Source organism: Luteibacter sp., assembly GCF_051958795.1.
GTDB lineage: Bacteria > Pseudomonadota > Gammaproteobacteria > Xanthomonadales > Rhodanobacteraceae > Luteibacter.
The window spans coordinates 1-13,554 of record NZ_JBQCFT010000253.1; the positions used below are offsets into that span (position 1 = coordinate 1).

Below are 13,554 nucleotides of genomic sequence, written 5' to 3' on the forward strand. Positions count from 1 at the left end.
ACATGCGTTTTGTCCCGGCGATACGTTTTCGGCAAGGAAAAACGTGACGTCAAATGACCGTCATGGTGACTAACTGCCGTCGAGCGTCAGGTTTCCGGCGAGCACCACCATCAGGGTAGGGAGGGGGTGGGGTAGGCCCCGTACAACCACCTGAAAGCGCACGAAAAAACGTTGATCCGCCGCGCGCCAAAAGCATGGCACGCCGTTTGCTTTCTCCTATCCGTCATCCCAGTAACGCATCGGATCTACGGACATGAACGAACCCACCATCCTCGAACCCGTCGACGGCGCCGCCGATCTCACCAAGAACCTCGGCCTGGGCAGCGACGTCAACCTCGACGTCATCCTCGATGTGCCGGTCACCATGGCCATGGAAGTCGGCCGCACCAAGATCAGCATCCGCAACCTGCTCCAGCTCAACCAGGGCTCGGTGGTCGAACTCGACCGCGCAGCCGGTGAGCCGCTCGATGTCTTCGTGAACGGCACGCTCGTCGCCCATGGCGAGGTGGTGGTGATCAACGAGAAGTTCGGCATCCGCCTGACCGACGTGATCAGCCCGGCCGAACGCGTCCGCAAGCTCCGCTGAGGACCCCCTCCATGCGTCGCATCGCCGCTGCCCTCGCGGGCGGTCTCCTCCCTTGCGCCCTCATGGCGGCCCCGGTGGCTTCGGCCCCGGCGGTGGATTCGGGTGCGGAGATCGTCCGCGTCCTGATCAGCCTGCTGGGCGTCGTGGCGCTCATCTTCTTCGTCGGTTGGCTCGGCCGCCGCGCGCAGGCGCGCGTGCGCCCCGGTGGCCGGAAGATCCGCGTCATCGAGAGCATGCCGGTGGGCATGAAGGAAAAGGTCATGCTGCTGGAAGTTGGCGGCACGCAGCTGCTTGTGGGCGCCTCGCCGACCGGCGGCCTGCGCACCCTGCATGTGCTGGAAACTCCCGTCCAGGACGACGCCGCACCGTCGGATACCCCTACGATCCGCGGTTTCCGCGACATCCTCTCCCCGTGGAAGCGTCCATGAAGTACGTGAAGTGGGGGCTGTTCCTCGCCCTGATGCTCACCCCGTTCGCGGCCTTCGCCGCCGAGCCGCAGGGTATCCCGCTGGCGACGGTGCAGCCGGGCGCCAACGGTAGCCAGGTCTGGTCGCTGTCGATCCAGACCCTGGCGCTGATGACCGCGCTGACGGTCCTCCCGGCGATCCTGCTGATGATGACCTCGTTCACCCGGATCATCATCGTGCTGGGCTTCCTGCGCCAGGCGCTGGGCACCAACAGCACGCCGCCGAACCAGGTCATCCTGGGCCTGTCGCTGTTCCTCACGCTGTTCGTCATGAGCCCGGTGCTGAACAAGGCTTACGACGCGGGCCTCAAGCCGTACATGGATGGCCAGATGAGCGTGCAGGACGCGCTCCCGGCCGCCGCCGCGCCGTTCAAGCACTTCATGCTCGAGCAGACCCGCGAGCCCGACCTGCAGCTGTTCACCAAGCTGGCCGGTGAGCAGCCGTATGCCGACAAGGAAGCCGTGCCTTACCGCGTGGCGCTGCCGGCCTTCGTCACCAGCGAGCTGAAGACCGCTTTCCAGATGGGCTTCCTGCTGTTCATCCCGTTCCTGATCATCGACCTGGTCGTCGCCTCCGTGCTCATGTCGATGGGCATGATGATGGTCTCGCCGATCATCATCTCGCTGCCGTTCAAGATCATGCTGTTCGTGCTGGTCGACGGCTGGACCTTGCTGCTTGGCACCCTGGCGGGGAGCTTCTACCAGTGACGCCGGAATCCGTTATCAACTTCGGCCAGCAGGCCCTGCACATCGCCATGCTGGTCGGTGCGCCGCTGCTGCTCACCGCGCTGGCGGTGGGCCTCATCGTGGGCATGATCCAGGCGGCCACGCAGATCAACGAGCAGACCCTCAGCTTCATCCCGAAGCTGATCTGCATGGCGCTGGTCGGCATCATCACCGGCCCGTGGATGCTGCGCACCATGGTCGATTTCACCCGCACCCTCATCGAAAGCCTGCCCCAGGCGGTCCGTTGATGCCACTGGACCTCGGCCAGCTCGAGGGTTGGGTCGGCAGCGCCTGCTGGGCGCTGGCGCGCATTACCGGCCTGATGCTCGTGGCGCCCGTCTTCAGCGCCACGACGATCCCGGTGCGCATCCGCCTGGGCATCACGCTCCTGCTGACCATGGTGCTGGCGCCGTTGGCACCGCTGGATATCCGCCCGCTGTCGGCGGCCGGCGTGGCCACGCTGGCGCAGCAGATCCTGATCGGCGCTGCCCTGGGCTTCGTCCTCAAGCTCGTCTTCGAGGCCGTGTCCTATGCCGGCCAGTACGTTTCGCAGGCCATGAGCCTTGGTTTCGCCGAGGTGGTGAACCCGGGCCTCGGCGGCACCACCCCGGTGCTGAGCCAGATGTACAGCATGCTCGTCACCCTGCTGTTCCTGGTCATGAACGGCCACCTGCAGCTGATCGACCTGTTGGCGGAAAGCTTCCGCAGCATGCCGGTCGGGGAGGGTGGCATCGGCGTCAATGGCCTGTGGGGCGTGCTCACCTTCACCTCGCACCTGTTCAGTGGCGCGGTCCGCGTGGCGCTGCCGGCGCTTACCGCGCTGCTGGTCGTCAACCTCGGCTTCGGCGCGATCAGCCGTTCGGCGCCGTCGATGAACCTGTTCGCCGTCGGGTTCCCGATCACGATCTGCCTGGGCATGGTCGCCCTGTGGCTCTCCCTGCGCGGCTTGCCCAGCGCCTGGGATTCACTCACCACCAGCGCATGGGAAGCCATGCGCCAGCTCATCGGGAGGTAGGCCGTGAGCGAGGGTGCAGACAAGGAAGACAAAACCGAAGCCCCTAGTGAAAAACGGCTTCGTGAATCCCGTGAAAAGGGCGAACTGCCGCGATCGCGCGAGCTTTCCACCGCGATCGTCGTGTTCGCGGGCGTCGCCATGCTCATCGCCACCCACGGGCAGATGGCGACGCATGCCGCCAACATCATGCACGTGGGCCTGAACTACGGCCGGGAAGACCTGTTCGCCTCCAACGGCCTGCAGCGGGCGCTGATGACGGCGCTGCTGGAGGCCCTGCGCATGCTGGGCCCCCTGTTCGCCGTAACTGCCGCCGCCTCGGTGGCCGCCCCAGCGCTCATGGGCGGCCTGAACTTCTCGTTCCAGGCGCTGGCACCCAAGTTCGATCGCCTGAACCCGATCCAGGGCTTTTCCCGCCTGGTCTCGAAGAACGGCCTGGTCGAGCTCGGCAAGTCCGTGCTGAAGCTCCTCTTCATCGGCGGCGCGCTGGCCTGGTACCTGCGCAAGAGCACCATCGAGATGTACGCGGTCGGCTCTGGCTCGGTGGAGGAGGGCATCTCGCACGCCTTCGGCATGTTCGGCAGCGCCTCGCTGGTCTTCGCGGTGGCCCTGGGCGCCATCGGCCTGATCGATGCGCCGTGGCAGAAGTACAGCTTCATGTCGAAGATGAAGATGACCAAGCAGGAAGTGAAGGACGAGCACAAGGAAAACGAAGGCTCGCCGGAACTGAAGTCAAAAATCCGCCAGATGCAGCACCAGATGGCCCGCCGCCGCATGATGGAAGACGTGCCCACGGCCGACGTCATCATCGCCAACCCGACGCACTTCTCGGTGGCCCTCAAATACGACGAAAACCGCATGGGAGCGCCGCGCGTGGTGGCGAAGGGCATGGATGTGATCGCCCTGCAGATCCGGCAACTGGGTACCGATTCGAAGGTTCCGGTCGTCGAGGCGGCCCCGTTGGCACGAGCCTTGTATCACACGACGGAAATCGGACGCGAAATCCCCTCGGCCCTGTACGTGGCCGTGGCCCAGATCCTGGCCTACGTGTTCCGTTTGAAGCAGGCGATCGCCGTTGGCGACCTCCCGCCCGACATGCCCCAGCAGGAGATCGATCCGGAGCTGATGGGCCCTTACCGCATGGATAAGTGAGACAGATGGCAGCCTCCCAGAACCTGATGGGCACCTTCCGGCAGATCGGCCGCCGTGGCGTGGCCGCGCCCGTCGCCATGCTGATCATGCTCGGCATGATGATGCTGCCGTTGCCGCCCTTCATGCTGGACCTGCTGTTCACGTTCAACATCGCGCTGTCGCTGGTGATCCTGCTGGCCACCATGTACGTGATGCGCCCGCTGGAACTGGCCTCGTTCCCGACCGTGGTGCTGTTCGCGACCCTGCTGCGCCTGGCGCTGAACATCGCCTCGACCCGCGTGGTGCTGCTGCACGGCCACAACGGCCCCGGCGCGGCCGGCAAGGTGATCGAGGCGTTCGCAGAGTTCGTCATCGGTGGCAACTTCGCCGTCGGCTTCGTCGTCTTCGCCATCCTCACCATCATCAACTTCGTGGTCGTGACCAAGGGCGCCACCCGCGTCTCCGAAGTGACTGCCCGCTTCACCCTCGATGCCATGCCCGGCAAGCAGATGGCGATCGACGCCGACCTCAACGCCGGCCTGCTCACCCAGGAACAGGCGCGTGAGCGCCGCCAGGAAGTGCGCGAGGAAGCCGACTTCTACGGCTCGATGGACGGTGCCTCCAAGTTCGTCCGCGGCGATGCCACGGCCGGTATCCTCATCCTCGTCATCAACATGCTCGGTGGTTTCTTCATCGGCATGTTCCAGCACGGCCTCTCGGCCGGCGAAGCCGCGCGTACCTACACCCTGCTGACGATCGGTGACGGCCTGGTCGCCCAGGTGCCGGGCCTGATGCTCTCGATCGCCACGGCGGTCATCGTCACCCGCGTGTCCAAGTCGCAGGAAATGGGCAAGCAGGTGTTCGGCCAGCTCTTCAGCCAGCCGAAGGCGCTGGCCGTCGCCGCCGCCGTGCTCGGCACCATGGGTCTCATCCCGGGCATGCCGAACATCCCGTTCCTGCTGCTCGCCGGTATCGCTGGCTTCGGCGCGTGGAAGCTGCAGCAGCGCAAGCTGATGCCGGCCGGCGCCGCCGCGGGCACCCCGGGCGCGCCGGGCACCGAACTGGCCGCGCTCGAAACCGCGCCGCCGGCCGAACGCCTCGAGCTCTCGTGGGAAGACGTGGCCCAGGTCGATACCGTGGGCCTCGAAGTCGGCTACCGCCTCATCCCGCTGGTCGACAAGGCGCAGGGCGGCGAGCTCATGGCGCGCATCAAGTCGGTGCGCCGCAAGCTCTCGCAGGAGCTGGGCTTCCTGGTACCGTCCGTGCACATCCGCGACAACCTCGACCTGGCGCCGCACGGCTACCGCATCTCGCTGATGGGCGTGCCGATGGGCGAGGCCGAGATCCACACCGAGCGCATGCTCGCGATCGATCCGGGCCGCGTGCACGGCACGATCAACGGCATCGCGACGCGCGACCCGGCCTTCGGCCTCGATGCCGTGTGGATCGAGCCGGGCCTGCGTGAACACGCGCAGACGCTGGGCTACACCGTGGTCGATCCGGCCACCGTCATCGCGACCCACCTTTCCCACATCCTGCAGAACCACGCGCACGAGCTCATCGGCCACCAGGACGTACAGCAGCTGCTCGACCGCCTGGCCCAGCAGACCCCGAAGCTGGTGGAAGACCTGGTGCCGAAGCGCCTTTCGCTGGGCGCCGTGGTCAAGGTGCTCCAGAACCTGCTCGCCGAGCGCGTGCCCATCCGCAACTTCCGCGGCATCGTCGAATCGCTGGCGGAGAACGCGGGGCAGAGCCAGGACCCGGGCGTGCTCGCCGCTGCCGTGCGTGTCGGCCTGGGTCGCCAGATCGTCCAGGAAATCGCCGGCCTCGGCACCGAGGTGCCCGTCATTACTTTGGCACCGGAACTCGAACAGATCCTGCTCCAGTCGCTCCAGGGCGGTGGTCCCGCCGGCGCGGCGGTCGAGCCGGGCCTGGCCGATCGCCTGCAGAAGAACGTCGCGGACGCCGCGCGCCGCCAGGAAGCGGCGGGCGAACCGGCCGTGTTGCTGGTCTCGCCGGCACTTCGTCCATGGCTTTCGCGTTTCACGCGGCATGTGGCCCAAAACCTGCATGTACTTGCGTACAACGAGGTTCCGGACAACCGCCGCGTCAAGCTGGTGACGGCCCTGGGACGATAGGAATGAGACACCGCGCGGGGATTTGCCCCGGCGGACGTGACAGAACAAGGTGGCGCCGCAGGCAAGCGGGGCGCCGATCGACGAAGACAGGATCGAACGCATGAAAATCAAACGATTCGTTGCTCCCGACATGCGCCAGGCCATGCGCCAGGTGCGTGATGAGCAGGGTCCGGACGCGGTGATCCTGTCCACGCGTCGGCTGGATGACGGCATCGAGATCATCGCCGCGCTCGACTACGACGAAGCGCTGGTGCGCGAAGCCGGCTTTGCGTTCGAGCCGCCGGCGGAAGAGAAGGCCGAGACGATCCGCGCCACCCGCGATAACCGCGAAGCCGAGCGCATGGCTCGCGTCGACCAGGCCCGTGCCGCGACGGCCGCCGCCGTCGAGCGCGCCGCCCGTTCGGCCCCGGCTGCACCCAATGCACCGCAGCGCCAGTCCTCCGCCGCGCTGGCCGCCAGCGTCGCCGACGTCGTACGCGCCGCCACGGTGACCGCGCCGCAGAACGACACCGCGGTGAACGGCATGCGCGCCGAGATCAACAACCTGCGCGAGATGCTGGAAGTGCAGCTCTCCGCGCTGGCCTGGAACCAGAAGGATCGCCAGCAGCCGCTGCACGCCCGCGTGCTCCGCGAGATGACCCGCCTGGGCATCGACGGCGACGTCGCCCGCGCCCTGTGCGCCGAGCTGCCCGAGAACATGACGGCCGAGCAGGCGCGTTACCTGCCGCTGGGCATCCTCTCGCGCAACATCCGCACCAGCGGCCGCAACTTTGACACCGTCGGCGGCGGCATCACCGCCTTCGTCGGCACCACCGGCGTCGGCAAGACCACGAGCATCGCCAAGCGGGCGGCGCGCGCGGTCCTGCGCCTTGGCGCCTCCAACGTGGCGCTGATCAGCGCCGACCAGTACCGCATCGGCGCCGGTGCGCAGCTGGAACATTACGGCCGCCTGCTCGGCGTGCGCGTGTACAACGCGCACGATGCGCAGAGCCTGCGCAACGTGTTGCTGCAGCTGCGCGGCAAGCACACGGTGCTGATCGATACCGCCGGCCTCGCCGGCAACGATCCGAAGCTGCAGCAGCAGTTCGAAACGCTGCGCGCCATGGCCGATGTGCGCGTGTGCCTGGTCGTCGCCGCGAATGCGCAGGCCCAGGCCATCGACAACGCCATGCGCGCTTACGCTCCGCTGAAGCCGCAGAGCGCCATCCTTACCAAGCTCGACGAGACGCCGCTGCTCGGCGGCGCGCTCTCGGCCCTTATCCGGCACGGAATGCCGCTGGACTACACCACGGATGGGCAGCGCGTGCCCGAGGACATCGCTTCCGCCGACGCGCGCAAACTGGTCTGCCTGGCAGCCCAGATGCTCAAGCAGCGCAACGACGAGCCGGATGACGCCATACTTGCCGATCGCTTCGGCTTCGCGTCGTCCACCCCGGCCATGGCCTGATCGCAAAATCTGACGAACGTGACTTTGGCAACCGCATCCGCAACTTCTTCACCGGCAGTGAATTCCTTCATGACCACACACGTCGACAACTCGCAGGCCGCCGGACTTAACTGGCTCGCCGACCGCCGGCCCACGCGCAGCATCGCGATCGCGGGCGGCAAGGGCGGCGTCGGCAAGACCACGGTGGCCGTGAACCTCGGCATGGCCCTCGCCATGGGCGGCCGCGATGTCCTCCTGCTCGATGCCGACCTGGGCATGGCCAACATCGACGTGCTGCTGGGCCTCCAGCCCACCCGCCACCTCGGGCACATGCTCGAAGGCGCGTGCGCCATCGAGGACCTCATCCTCGAGGCGGCGCATGGCCTGAAGGTGATTCCCGCCACGTCGGGCACCCGGCGCATGGCGCAGCTGCCCAACATCGAGCACGCCGCAGTCATCCGCGCGTTCGGCGAATACCCGCTGGCCCCCGAATACCTGATCGTCGATACCGCCGCCGGCATTTCCGACAGCGTGTCGATGTTCGCCGCCGCGTCGGACGAGGTGGTGGTCGTGGTCTGCGACGAGCCGGCCTCGCTGACGGATGCCTACGCGCTGATCAAGGTGCTGTCGCGCGAGTTCGCGGTGAACCGCTTCCGCATCGTGGCCAACATGGTCCGCCATGCGCAGGAAGGGCGCCAGCTGTTCGAAAAGCTTTCGCGGGTGACCAACCGGTTCCTGGATGTCTCCCTCGATTTCATAGGCATGGTCCCGCACGACGAGTACCTGCGCCAGGCGATCCGCCGGCAGTCCGCGGTGGTCGATGCGTGGCCGAGCAGCCGCTCGGCGGTGGGATTCAAGAATTTGGCCAGGTCGGTCGATACATGGGGTGAACCCGAACCCCGTGGTCAGGGTCGCATCGGCTTTTTTGCCGGGCGTGAACACGTGGGGGGAGGGCTGCCGTTGTGAGCGTCGCGAGCGAATACCTTGAAATTACTAAGGTTCCGGCCGATCAACTGGTGAAAACGCACGCGCCGCTGGTGCGCCGGATCGCCTATCACCTGATGGGCCGTCTGCCACCCAGCGTCGATGCGAACGACCTCATGCAGGCCGGGATGATCGGCTTGCTCGAGGCGGCAAGGAATTATTCGCCGACTCGCGCGGCCAGCTTCGAGACCTATGCGGGTATCCGCATTCGTGGCGCCATGCTGGATGAACTGCGCAAGACGGACTGGACCCCGCGCAGCGTCCACAGGAAATTGCGCGAGGTGGCGGAAGTTACAAGGCAGATCGAGAACGAAACCGGTGGCGACGCCGACGACGTGGAAGTGATGAAGCGTCTTGGCATCGACGCCATGGAATACAACCAGATCCTGGCCGACGCGGCGAGCGCGCGGTTGCTGAGCCTCACGGCGCCCGAAGGCGACGAAGGCTCCGCGATCGACGTGGCCGACCCGGACGCCACGGGCCCGGATGGCTTGTTCGAGCAGGACGGCATGCGCCATGCGCTGGCCGAATCGATCGACGGGCTGCCCGAGCGCGAAAAGCTGGTGATGTCGCTGTACTACGATGAAGAACTCAACCTGAAGGAAATCGGTGCGGTGTTGGGAGTAAGCGAATCGCGTGTCTGCCAGATCCATGGCCAGGCGCTGATCCGTCTCCGGGCACGCATGTCGGGTTGGAAAGACAAACACTAAGAAATACGCGGCAGTAAGGCGGAGAACGCTTTGGACAAGAACATGAAAATCCTCGTGGTGGACGATTTCTCCACCATGCGGCGCATCGTCCGTAACCTCCTGGTGGAGTTGGGCTTTACCAACACGCTGATCCAGGAAGCGGAAGACGGCAACGCGGCGCTGGCGCTCCTGCGCTCGCAGCCCATCGACCTGGTGGTCACCGACTGGAACATGCCGAACATGACCGGCATCGACCTGCTCCGTGCCATCCGTGCGGATGCCAACCTGAAATCCCTGCCGGTGCTCATGGTCACCGCCGAGAACAACCGCGACCAGATCATCGCGGCCGCGCAGAGCGGCGTGAATGGTTACGTCGTGAAGCCGTTCACCGCGGTGACGCTGAAGGAAAAGCTCGACAAGATCTTCGAACGACTCGCCGCGGCAGCGGGCTAAGGGACTGACATGAATACGATGATTTCCGCGGGCCAGGACGTGGCACCCGAACTGCGCGAGCTGCTCGACGCCGATGACAGCGTGGCTTTCGAGCAGGCGCTGGACAAGCTGATCCGCAGCCGCGAGCAGCACCTGTTCCTGGCGCTGGGCCACCTCGCCCGCGACCTGCACGAATCGGCGCGCCGCCTCGCCACCGATATCTCCGGCGATGGCGTGCCCGGCACCATGAGCGATGCGCGCAAGCACCTGCGCGATGTGCTCGAGATGAGCTCGCAGGCCGCGCACCGCACGCTGGATTTCAGCGAAAAGCTGCGCCCGCAGGCGCAGTCGCTGGCGAAGCAGGCCGACGAGCTGCTGGTGCTCGACCAGGCCGATCCCGCCTTCACCGCCAACGCCACGTCGCTCGCCGTTCGCGTCGGCGATTTCGCGCAGAACTGCGATATCGGGCTCGGCGAGATGGTCGAGGCACAGTCCTGGCAGGATCTCTCCGGCCAGCGCGTCGCCCAGGTGGAGTCGTTCATGGCCAAGGTGGAATCGTCGCTCGTGGAACTGGTGCGCCTCACCGGTTCGCTCGCGGGCGCCCATACGCCGGCCGCCGACAAGGTCAGCCAGGACGAAGTGGATCGCCTCCTCAGCGAATTTGGCTTCTGAGTCCGCCATGAGCGTGGAGCTGGACAACGAGCTGCTCAACGTCTTCCTGATCGAGGCGCGCGAACTGCTCGAGACCCTGGGCGAACAGCTCGTGGATCTCGAAGCCTCGCCGGAAGACAGCGAGCTCCTGAACGCGGTGTTCCGCGCGTTCCATACCGTAAAGGGCGGTGCGGGCTTCCTTGGCCTCAACGCCATGGTGGAACTCTGCCATCGCGCGGAAGATCTCCTGAATGAAGCGCGCAATGGCGCGATCGTGCTCAACGCGGGCCTGATGGACGCGTTGCTGGAGTCGCTCGACCTGCTCAACGACATGATGCGTGCGGCGGATGCCGGCGTGCAGGCCGAGCCTGCGCCGCGTTCGCTGCTCGATCGCCTGGTCATCCCGGGTCGCGCCGCATCGGCGGCGCCCGTCGCGCTAGCCGTGCCGGTCACTGCGCCGAAGCCGGCACCCGCCGTCGCGACGCCCGCCAAACCCTACGACCCGATCGAAGATGAGTTCGAAGCGCTGCTCGACGCTGCGCGCACCGAGCGCGCGCCGGCCCCGGCCACCTCGGGCACCATCTCCGACGACGAATTCGAAGCCCTGCTGGATTCGCTCTACGGCACCGGCGCCCCCGGCGCTGAAGGCACCGAAGGTGCGGCTGGAACACCGGTAGCCGCCGTTGTCGAAACGACGGAAGCGGTTGCCGCGCCCGAAAGCAACACCATCAGCGACGACGAATTCGAAGCGCTGCTCGACCAGCTCTACGGCACCGGCGCCCCCAGCGGCACCGCAGCGGACGCCACGCTAGCCGCGCCGCCCGTTGCGGTTGTGGGAGCGGGCTCGCCCGCGATCCCCGAAGCCGAACCCGCACAAGCGACGGCCCCGCAGCAGGTTGCCCCAGCGAAGGCAAAGCCGGCGGCTTCAACCGAAAAACGCCAGCCCACCGCCGCCGCCGATACCACCGTCCGCGTCGACACCCACCGCCTCGACAGCCTCGTCGATGCCGCGGGCGAACTGGTGCTGGTCCGCAACCGCCTGACCAACCTCGCGCCGCGCGGCACGAACGACCCGATGGAACGCGCCATCGGCGAACTCGAACGCGTCGCCGAAGACCTGCAGAACGCCGTGCTGCGCATGCGCATGCAGCCGGTCGGCAAGCTGTTCTCGCGGTTCCCGCGCATCGTGCGCGATCTCGCGCGGCAGCTCGGCAAGGAAATCGAACTCGTCACCGAGGGCGAAGAAACCGATATCGACCGCACGGTGGTGGAGGCCCTGGCCGACCCGCTGGTGCACCTGCTGCGCAACTCGGTCGACCACGGCATTGAGATGCCCGAGGTGCGCGAAGCCGCGGGCAAGCCGCGCCTGGGTACCGTGCGCCTCGCCGCCGGCCAGTATGGCGATCGCATCGTCATCACGGTGACCGACGACGGCAAGGGCATGGATCCCGAGGTCCTGCGCCGCAAGGCCGTCGAAAAGGGCCTCATGGATGAAGAGCAGGCCGCCCGCCTCGACGAGCGTGAATGCTACGAAATCGTGTTCCGCCCGGGTTTCTCCACGGCCAGCCAGGTCTCGGATATTTCCGGCCGCGGTGTCGGCATGGACGTGGTCAAGACCAAGATCGTCGAACTTGGCGGTACCCTGTCGATCGATTCGCGGGTCGGCCACGGCAGTACGGTACGCCTTTCGGTGCCGTTGACGCTCGCGATCCTGCGCGTGCTCATGGTGCGCGTGGGCAACCGCCTGCTGAGCCTGCCGATGTCGAATGTCGCGGAAGTCTTTGAACTGGCCGAGGGCCAGGTGCAGGAGCTGGACGGTCGCGTCGTCGCCGCCCATCGCCAGCGCGCGCTGCCGCTCGCCGCCCTGGGTAACTGGGCTGGCGCGCAGGGCAGGGGTGGTCACGTGGTGGTCGTGCAGATCGGCCACCAGACGCTCGGCTGCCTGGTGGATGAAGTGCTCGGCCGCGAAGACGTCATGGCCAAGCCCCTGGGTCCGTTCCTCAAGGACGTACCCGGCGTCGCCGGTGCGACGATCACGGGCGATGGCCGCATCTCGCTCGTCCTGGATCTCGCCGGCCTGGCCGATGACAGCGGCCAGGTGCTGCCCAGCCTGAGGATGGCTGTCTGATATGGATATCGTGAGCGTCGTCGGCACGATCCTGGCCTTCCTGGTCATCATCGTGGGAACCATCCTCAAGGGCTCGAGCATCGATGCCCTGTGGAATCCGGCCGCGTTCGTCATCGTCTTCCTCGGCACTTTCGCCGCGCTGCTCGTCCAGACGCCGGGCCCCGTGCTCAAGCGCGCCTGGGCCATGCTGCCGTGGGTGTACCGGCCGCCGGATATCGAATCGGAAAACCTCGTCAGTCGCATCGTCGGCTGGAGCGAGATCTCCCGCCGCACGGGCCTGCTTGGCCTGGAGCCGGCGATCGAGCGCGCACAGGACCCCTTCATCAAGAAGGGGCTTCAGCTTTTGGTCGACGGCACCGAGCCCGACGCGATGCGCTCCGTGCTCGAGGTGGAAGTCTTCACCCGCGAACATATCGACATCGAAGCCGCCAAGGTCTTCGAGAACGCGGGCGCGTATTCACCGACCATGGGCATCATCGGTGCTGTCATGGGCCTCATGGCCGTCATGCAGAACCTCGCTGAACCGAGCAAGCTGGGCCACGGCATCGCGGCGGCTTTCGTCGCGACCATCTATGGCATCGGCCTCGCCAACCTGCTCGCGTTGCCCATGGCGGCCCGGCTCAAGGGCCTGGCCCGCCAGCGCTCGCAGATGCGCGAGATCCTCGTTGAAGGCCTCGTCTCGATCGCGCAGGGCGATAACCCGCGCCACATCGAGAGCAAGCTGCAAGGGTTCCTGCAGTGAAGCGCCGCCACCACGAAGAACACATCAACCACGAGCGTTGGGCCATCCCCTATGGTGACCTGATCACGTTGTTGCTTGCCCTGTTCGTGGTCATGTATGCGGTTTCCGCGGTCAACGAAACCAAGTTCCGGGTGATGGCCGCCTCCATCAACGAAGCCTTCAACGGTACCGGCAAGGTGATCGAGCCGATCCGCGACAACGCGCCCGCCACGCAGGTGCCGTTGCCGAACGACAAGCGCTCGCCCACGGCCAGCCCGATCGCCAAGATCGATGTGCCGCTGCCGCCGCGCAACCTGCCGCTGCCCGGCCACGAGGGTGCGGCGGCCGAGCCGCAGCCGGGCGAGAAACGCCAGACCGCGCCGGCCGATAACAGCACGGTAGGCAAGACCGAGGAAGCCAGCCTCAGCCAGATCTCCGATGAAGTGAAGCGCGCGATGAAGCCG

15 protein-coding genes are annotated in these 13,554 nt (G+C 66.5%); all 15 read left to right on the forward strand.

Going from position 1 to position 13,554, the window contains the following annotated elements; genetic code table 11:
- Positions 1-253 precede the first annotated feature (253 nt).
- The gene (gene fliN, locus ACTHLF_RS13015) at positions 254-586 is read left to right on the forward strand and encodes a flagellar motor switch protein FliN (RefSeq protein ID WP_331644467.1); all 333 of its coding nucleotides are present in this window, start codon (positions 254-256) and stop codon (positions 584-586) included.
- An 11-nt stretch (positions 587-597) separates the two neighbouring features.
- The gene (gene fliO, locus ACTHLF_RS13020) at positions 598-1,014 is read left to right on the forward strand and encodes a flagellar biosynthetic protein FliO (RefSeq protein ID WP_440327773.1); all 417 of its coding nucleotides are present in this window, start codon (positions 598-600) and stop codon (positions 1,012-1,014) included.
- The gene (gene fliP, locus ACTHLF_RS13025) at positions 1,011-1,760 is read left to right on the forward strand and encodes a flagellar type III secretion system pore protein FliP (RefSeq protein WP_440327774.1); all 750 of its coding nucleotides are present in this window, start codon (positions 1,011-1,013) and stop codon (positions 1,758-1,760) included. Before fliO ends, fliP begins: the two co-directional genes overlap by 4 nt.
- A complete protein-coding gene (gene fliQ, locus ACTHLF_RS13030) occupies positions 1,757-2,026 on the forward strand; it encodes a flagellar biosynthesis protein FliQ (RefSeq protein ID WP_331644473.1) in 270 nt (89 codons plus the stop codon). The genes fliP and fliQ overlap by 4 nt, the downstream gene beginning before the upstream one ends.
- Entirely contained in the window at positions 2,026-2,793 is a 768-nt protein-coding gene (fliR, locus tag ACTHLF_RS13035; RefSeq protein ID WP_440327775.1) for a flagellar biosynthetic protein FliR, read from the forward strand. Before fliQ ends, fliR begins: the two co-directional genes overlap by 1 nt.
- Before the next feature lie 3 nt (positions 2,794-2,796).
- Entirely contained in the window at positions 2,797-3,942 is a 1,146-nt protein-coding gene (gene flhB / locus ACTHLF_RS13040) for a flagellar biosynthesis protein FlhB (RefSeq protein WP_440327776.1), read from the forward strand.
- A gap of 5 nt (positions 3,943-3,947) precedes the next feature.
- Positions 3,948-6,059, forward strand: coding sequence for a flagellar biosynthesis protein FlhA (gene flhA, locus ACTHLF_RS13045; protein WP_440327777.1), 2,112 nt, complete (start codon positions 3,948-3,950; stop codon positions 6,057-6,059).
- A 100-nt stretch (positions 6,060-6,159) separates the two neighbouring features.
- Positions 6,160-7,506: a flagellar biosynthesis protein FlhF gene (gene flhF, locus ACTHLF_RS13050; protein WP_440327778.1), complete on the forward strand. Its 1,347-nt coding sequence runs from the start codon at positions 6,160-6,162 to the stop codon at positions 7,504-7,506.
- A gap of 69 nt (positions 7,507-7,575) precedes the next feature.
- Positions 7,576-8,451, forward strand: coding sequence for a MinD/ParA family protein (locus ACTHLF_RS13055; RefSeq protein WP_440327779.1), 876 nt, complete (start codon positions 7,576-7,578; stop codon positions 8,449-8,451).
- Positions 8,448-9,179, forward strand: a complete 732-nt coding sequence (locus ACTHLF_RS13060; protein ID WP_440327780.1) for an RNA polymerase sigma factor FliA — start codon at positions 8,448-8,450, stop codon at positions 9,177-9,179. Before ACTHLF_RS13055 ends, ACTHLF_RS13060 begins: the two co-directional genes overlap by 4 nt.
- Before the next feature lie 30 nt (positions 9,180-9,209).
- On the forward strand, positions 9,210-9,611 hold the full coding sequence (cheY, locus tag ACTHLF_RS13065; protein ID WP_247428824.1) for a chemotaxis response regulator CheY: 402 nt from the start codon (positions 9,210-9,212) through the stop codon (positions 9,609-9,611).
- Positions 9,612-9,620: 9 nt separating this feature from the next.
- Complete coding sequence (locus ACTHLF_RS13070) at positions 9,621-10,262, forward strand: protein phosphatase CheZ (protein ID WP_440327781.1); 642 nt, start codon at positions 9,621-9,623, stop codon at positions 10,260-10,262.
- A 7-nt stretch (positions 10,263-10,269) separates the two neighbouring features.
- Complete coding sequence (locus ACTHLF_RS13075; protein WP_440327782.1) at positions 10,270-12,369, forward strand: ATP-binding protein; 2,100 nt, start codon at positions 10,270-10,272, stop codon at positions 12,367-12,369.
- 1 nt (position 12,370) lies between these two features.
- On the forward strand, positions 12,371-13,111 hold the full coding sequence (locus tag ACTHLF_RS13080; RefSeq protein ID WP_440327783.1) for a flagellar motor protein: 741 nt from the start codon (positions 12,371-12,373) through the stop codon (positions 13,109-13,111).
- On the forward strand, positions 13,108-13,554 hold a 447-nt coding region (locus tag ACTHLF_RS13085; protein WP_440327784.1), incomplete at its 3' end, for a flagellar motor protein MotB. The genes ACTHLF_RS13080 and ACTHLF_RS13085, both read left to right, overlap by 4 nt.

What these genes read in the sequence shown, in the direction of transcription:
- fliN (WP_331644467.1), top strand. Translation starts at nt 254, where the DNA reads ATGAACGAACCCACCATCCTCGAACCCGTCGACGGCGCCGCCGATCTC.
- fliO (WP_440327773.1), top strand. Translation starts at nt 598, where the DNA reads ATGCGTCGCATCGCCGCTGCCCTCGCGGGCGGTCTCCTCCCTTGCGCC.
- fliP (WP_440327774.1), top strand. Translation starts at nt 1,011, where the DNA reads ATGAAGTACGTGAAGTGGGGGCTGTTCCTCGCCCTGATGCTCACCCCG.
- fliR (WP_440327775.1), top strand. Translation starts at nt 2,026, where the DNA reads ATGCCACTGGACCTCGGCCAGCTCGAGGGTTGGGTCGGCAGCGCCTGC.
- flhA (WP_440327777.1), top strand. Translation starts at nt 3,948, where the DNA reads ATGGCAGCCTCCCAGAACCTGATGGGCACCTTCCGGCAGATCGGCCGC.
- flhF (WP_440327778.1), top strand. Translation starts at nt 6,160, where the DNA reads ATGAAAATCAAACGATTCGTTGCTCCCGACATGCGCCAGGCCATGCGC.
- ACTHLF_RS13055 (WP_440327779.1), top strand. Translation starts at nt 7,576, where the DNA reads ATGACCACACACGTCGACAACTCGCAGGCCGCCGGACTTAACTGGCTC.
- ACTHLF_RS13070 (WP_440327781.1), top strand. Translation starts at nt 9,621, where the DNA reads ATGAATACGATGATTTCCGCGGGCCAGGACGTGGCACCCGAACTGCGC.
- ACTHLF_RS13075 (WP_440327782.1), top strand. Translation starts at nt 10,270, where the DNA reads ATGAGCGTGGAGCTGGACAACGAGCTGCTCAACGTCTTCCTGATCGAG.
- ACTHLF_RS13080 (WP_440327783.1), top strand. Translation starts at nt 12,371, where the DNA reads ATGGATATCGTGAGCGTCGTCGGCACGATCCTGGCCTTCCTGGTCATC.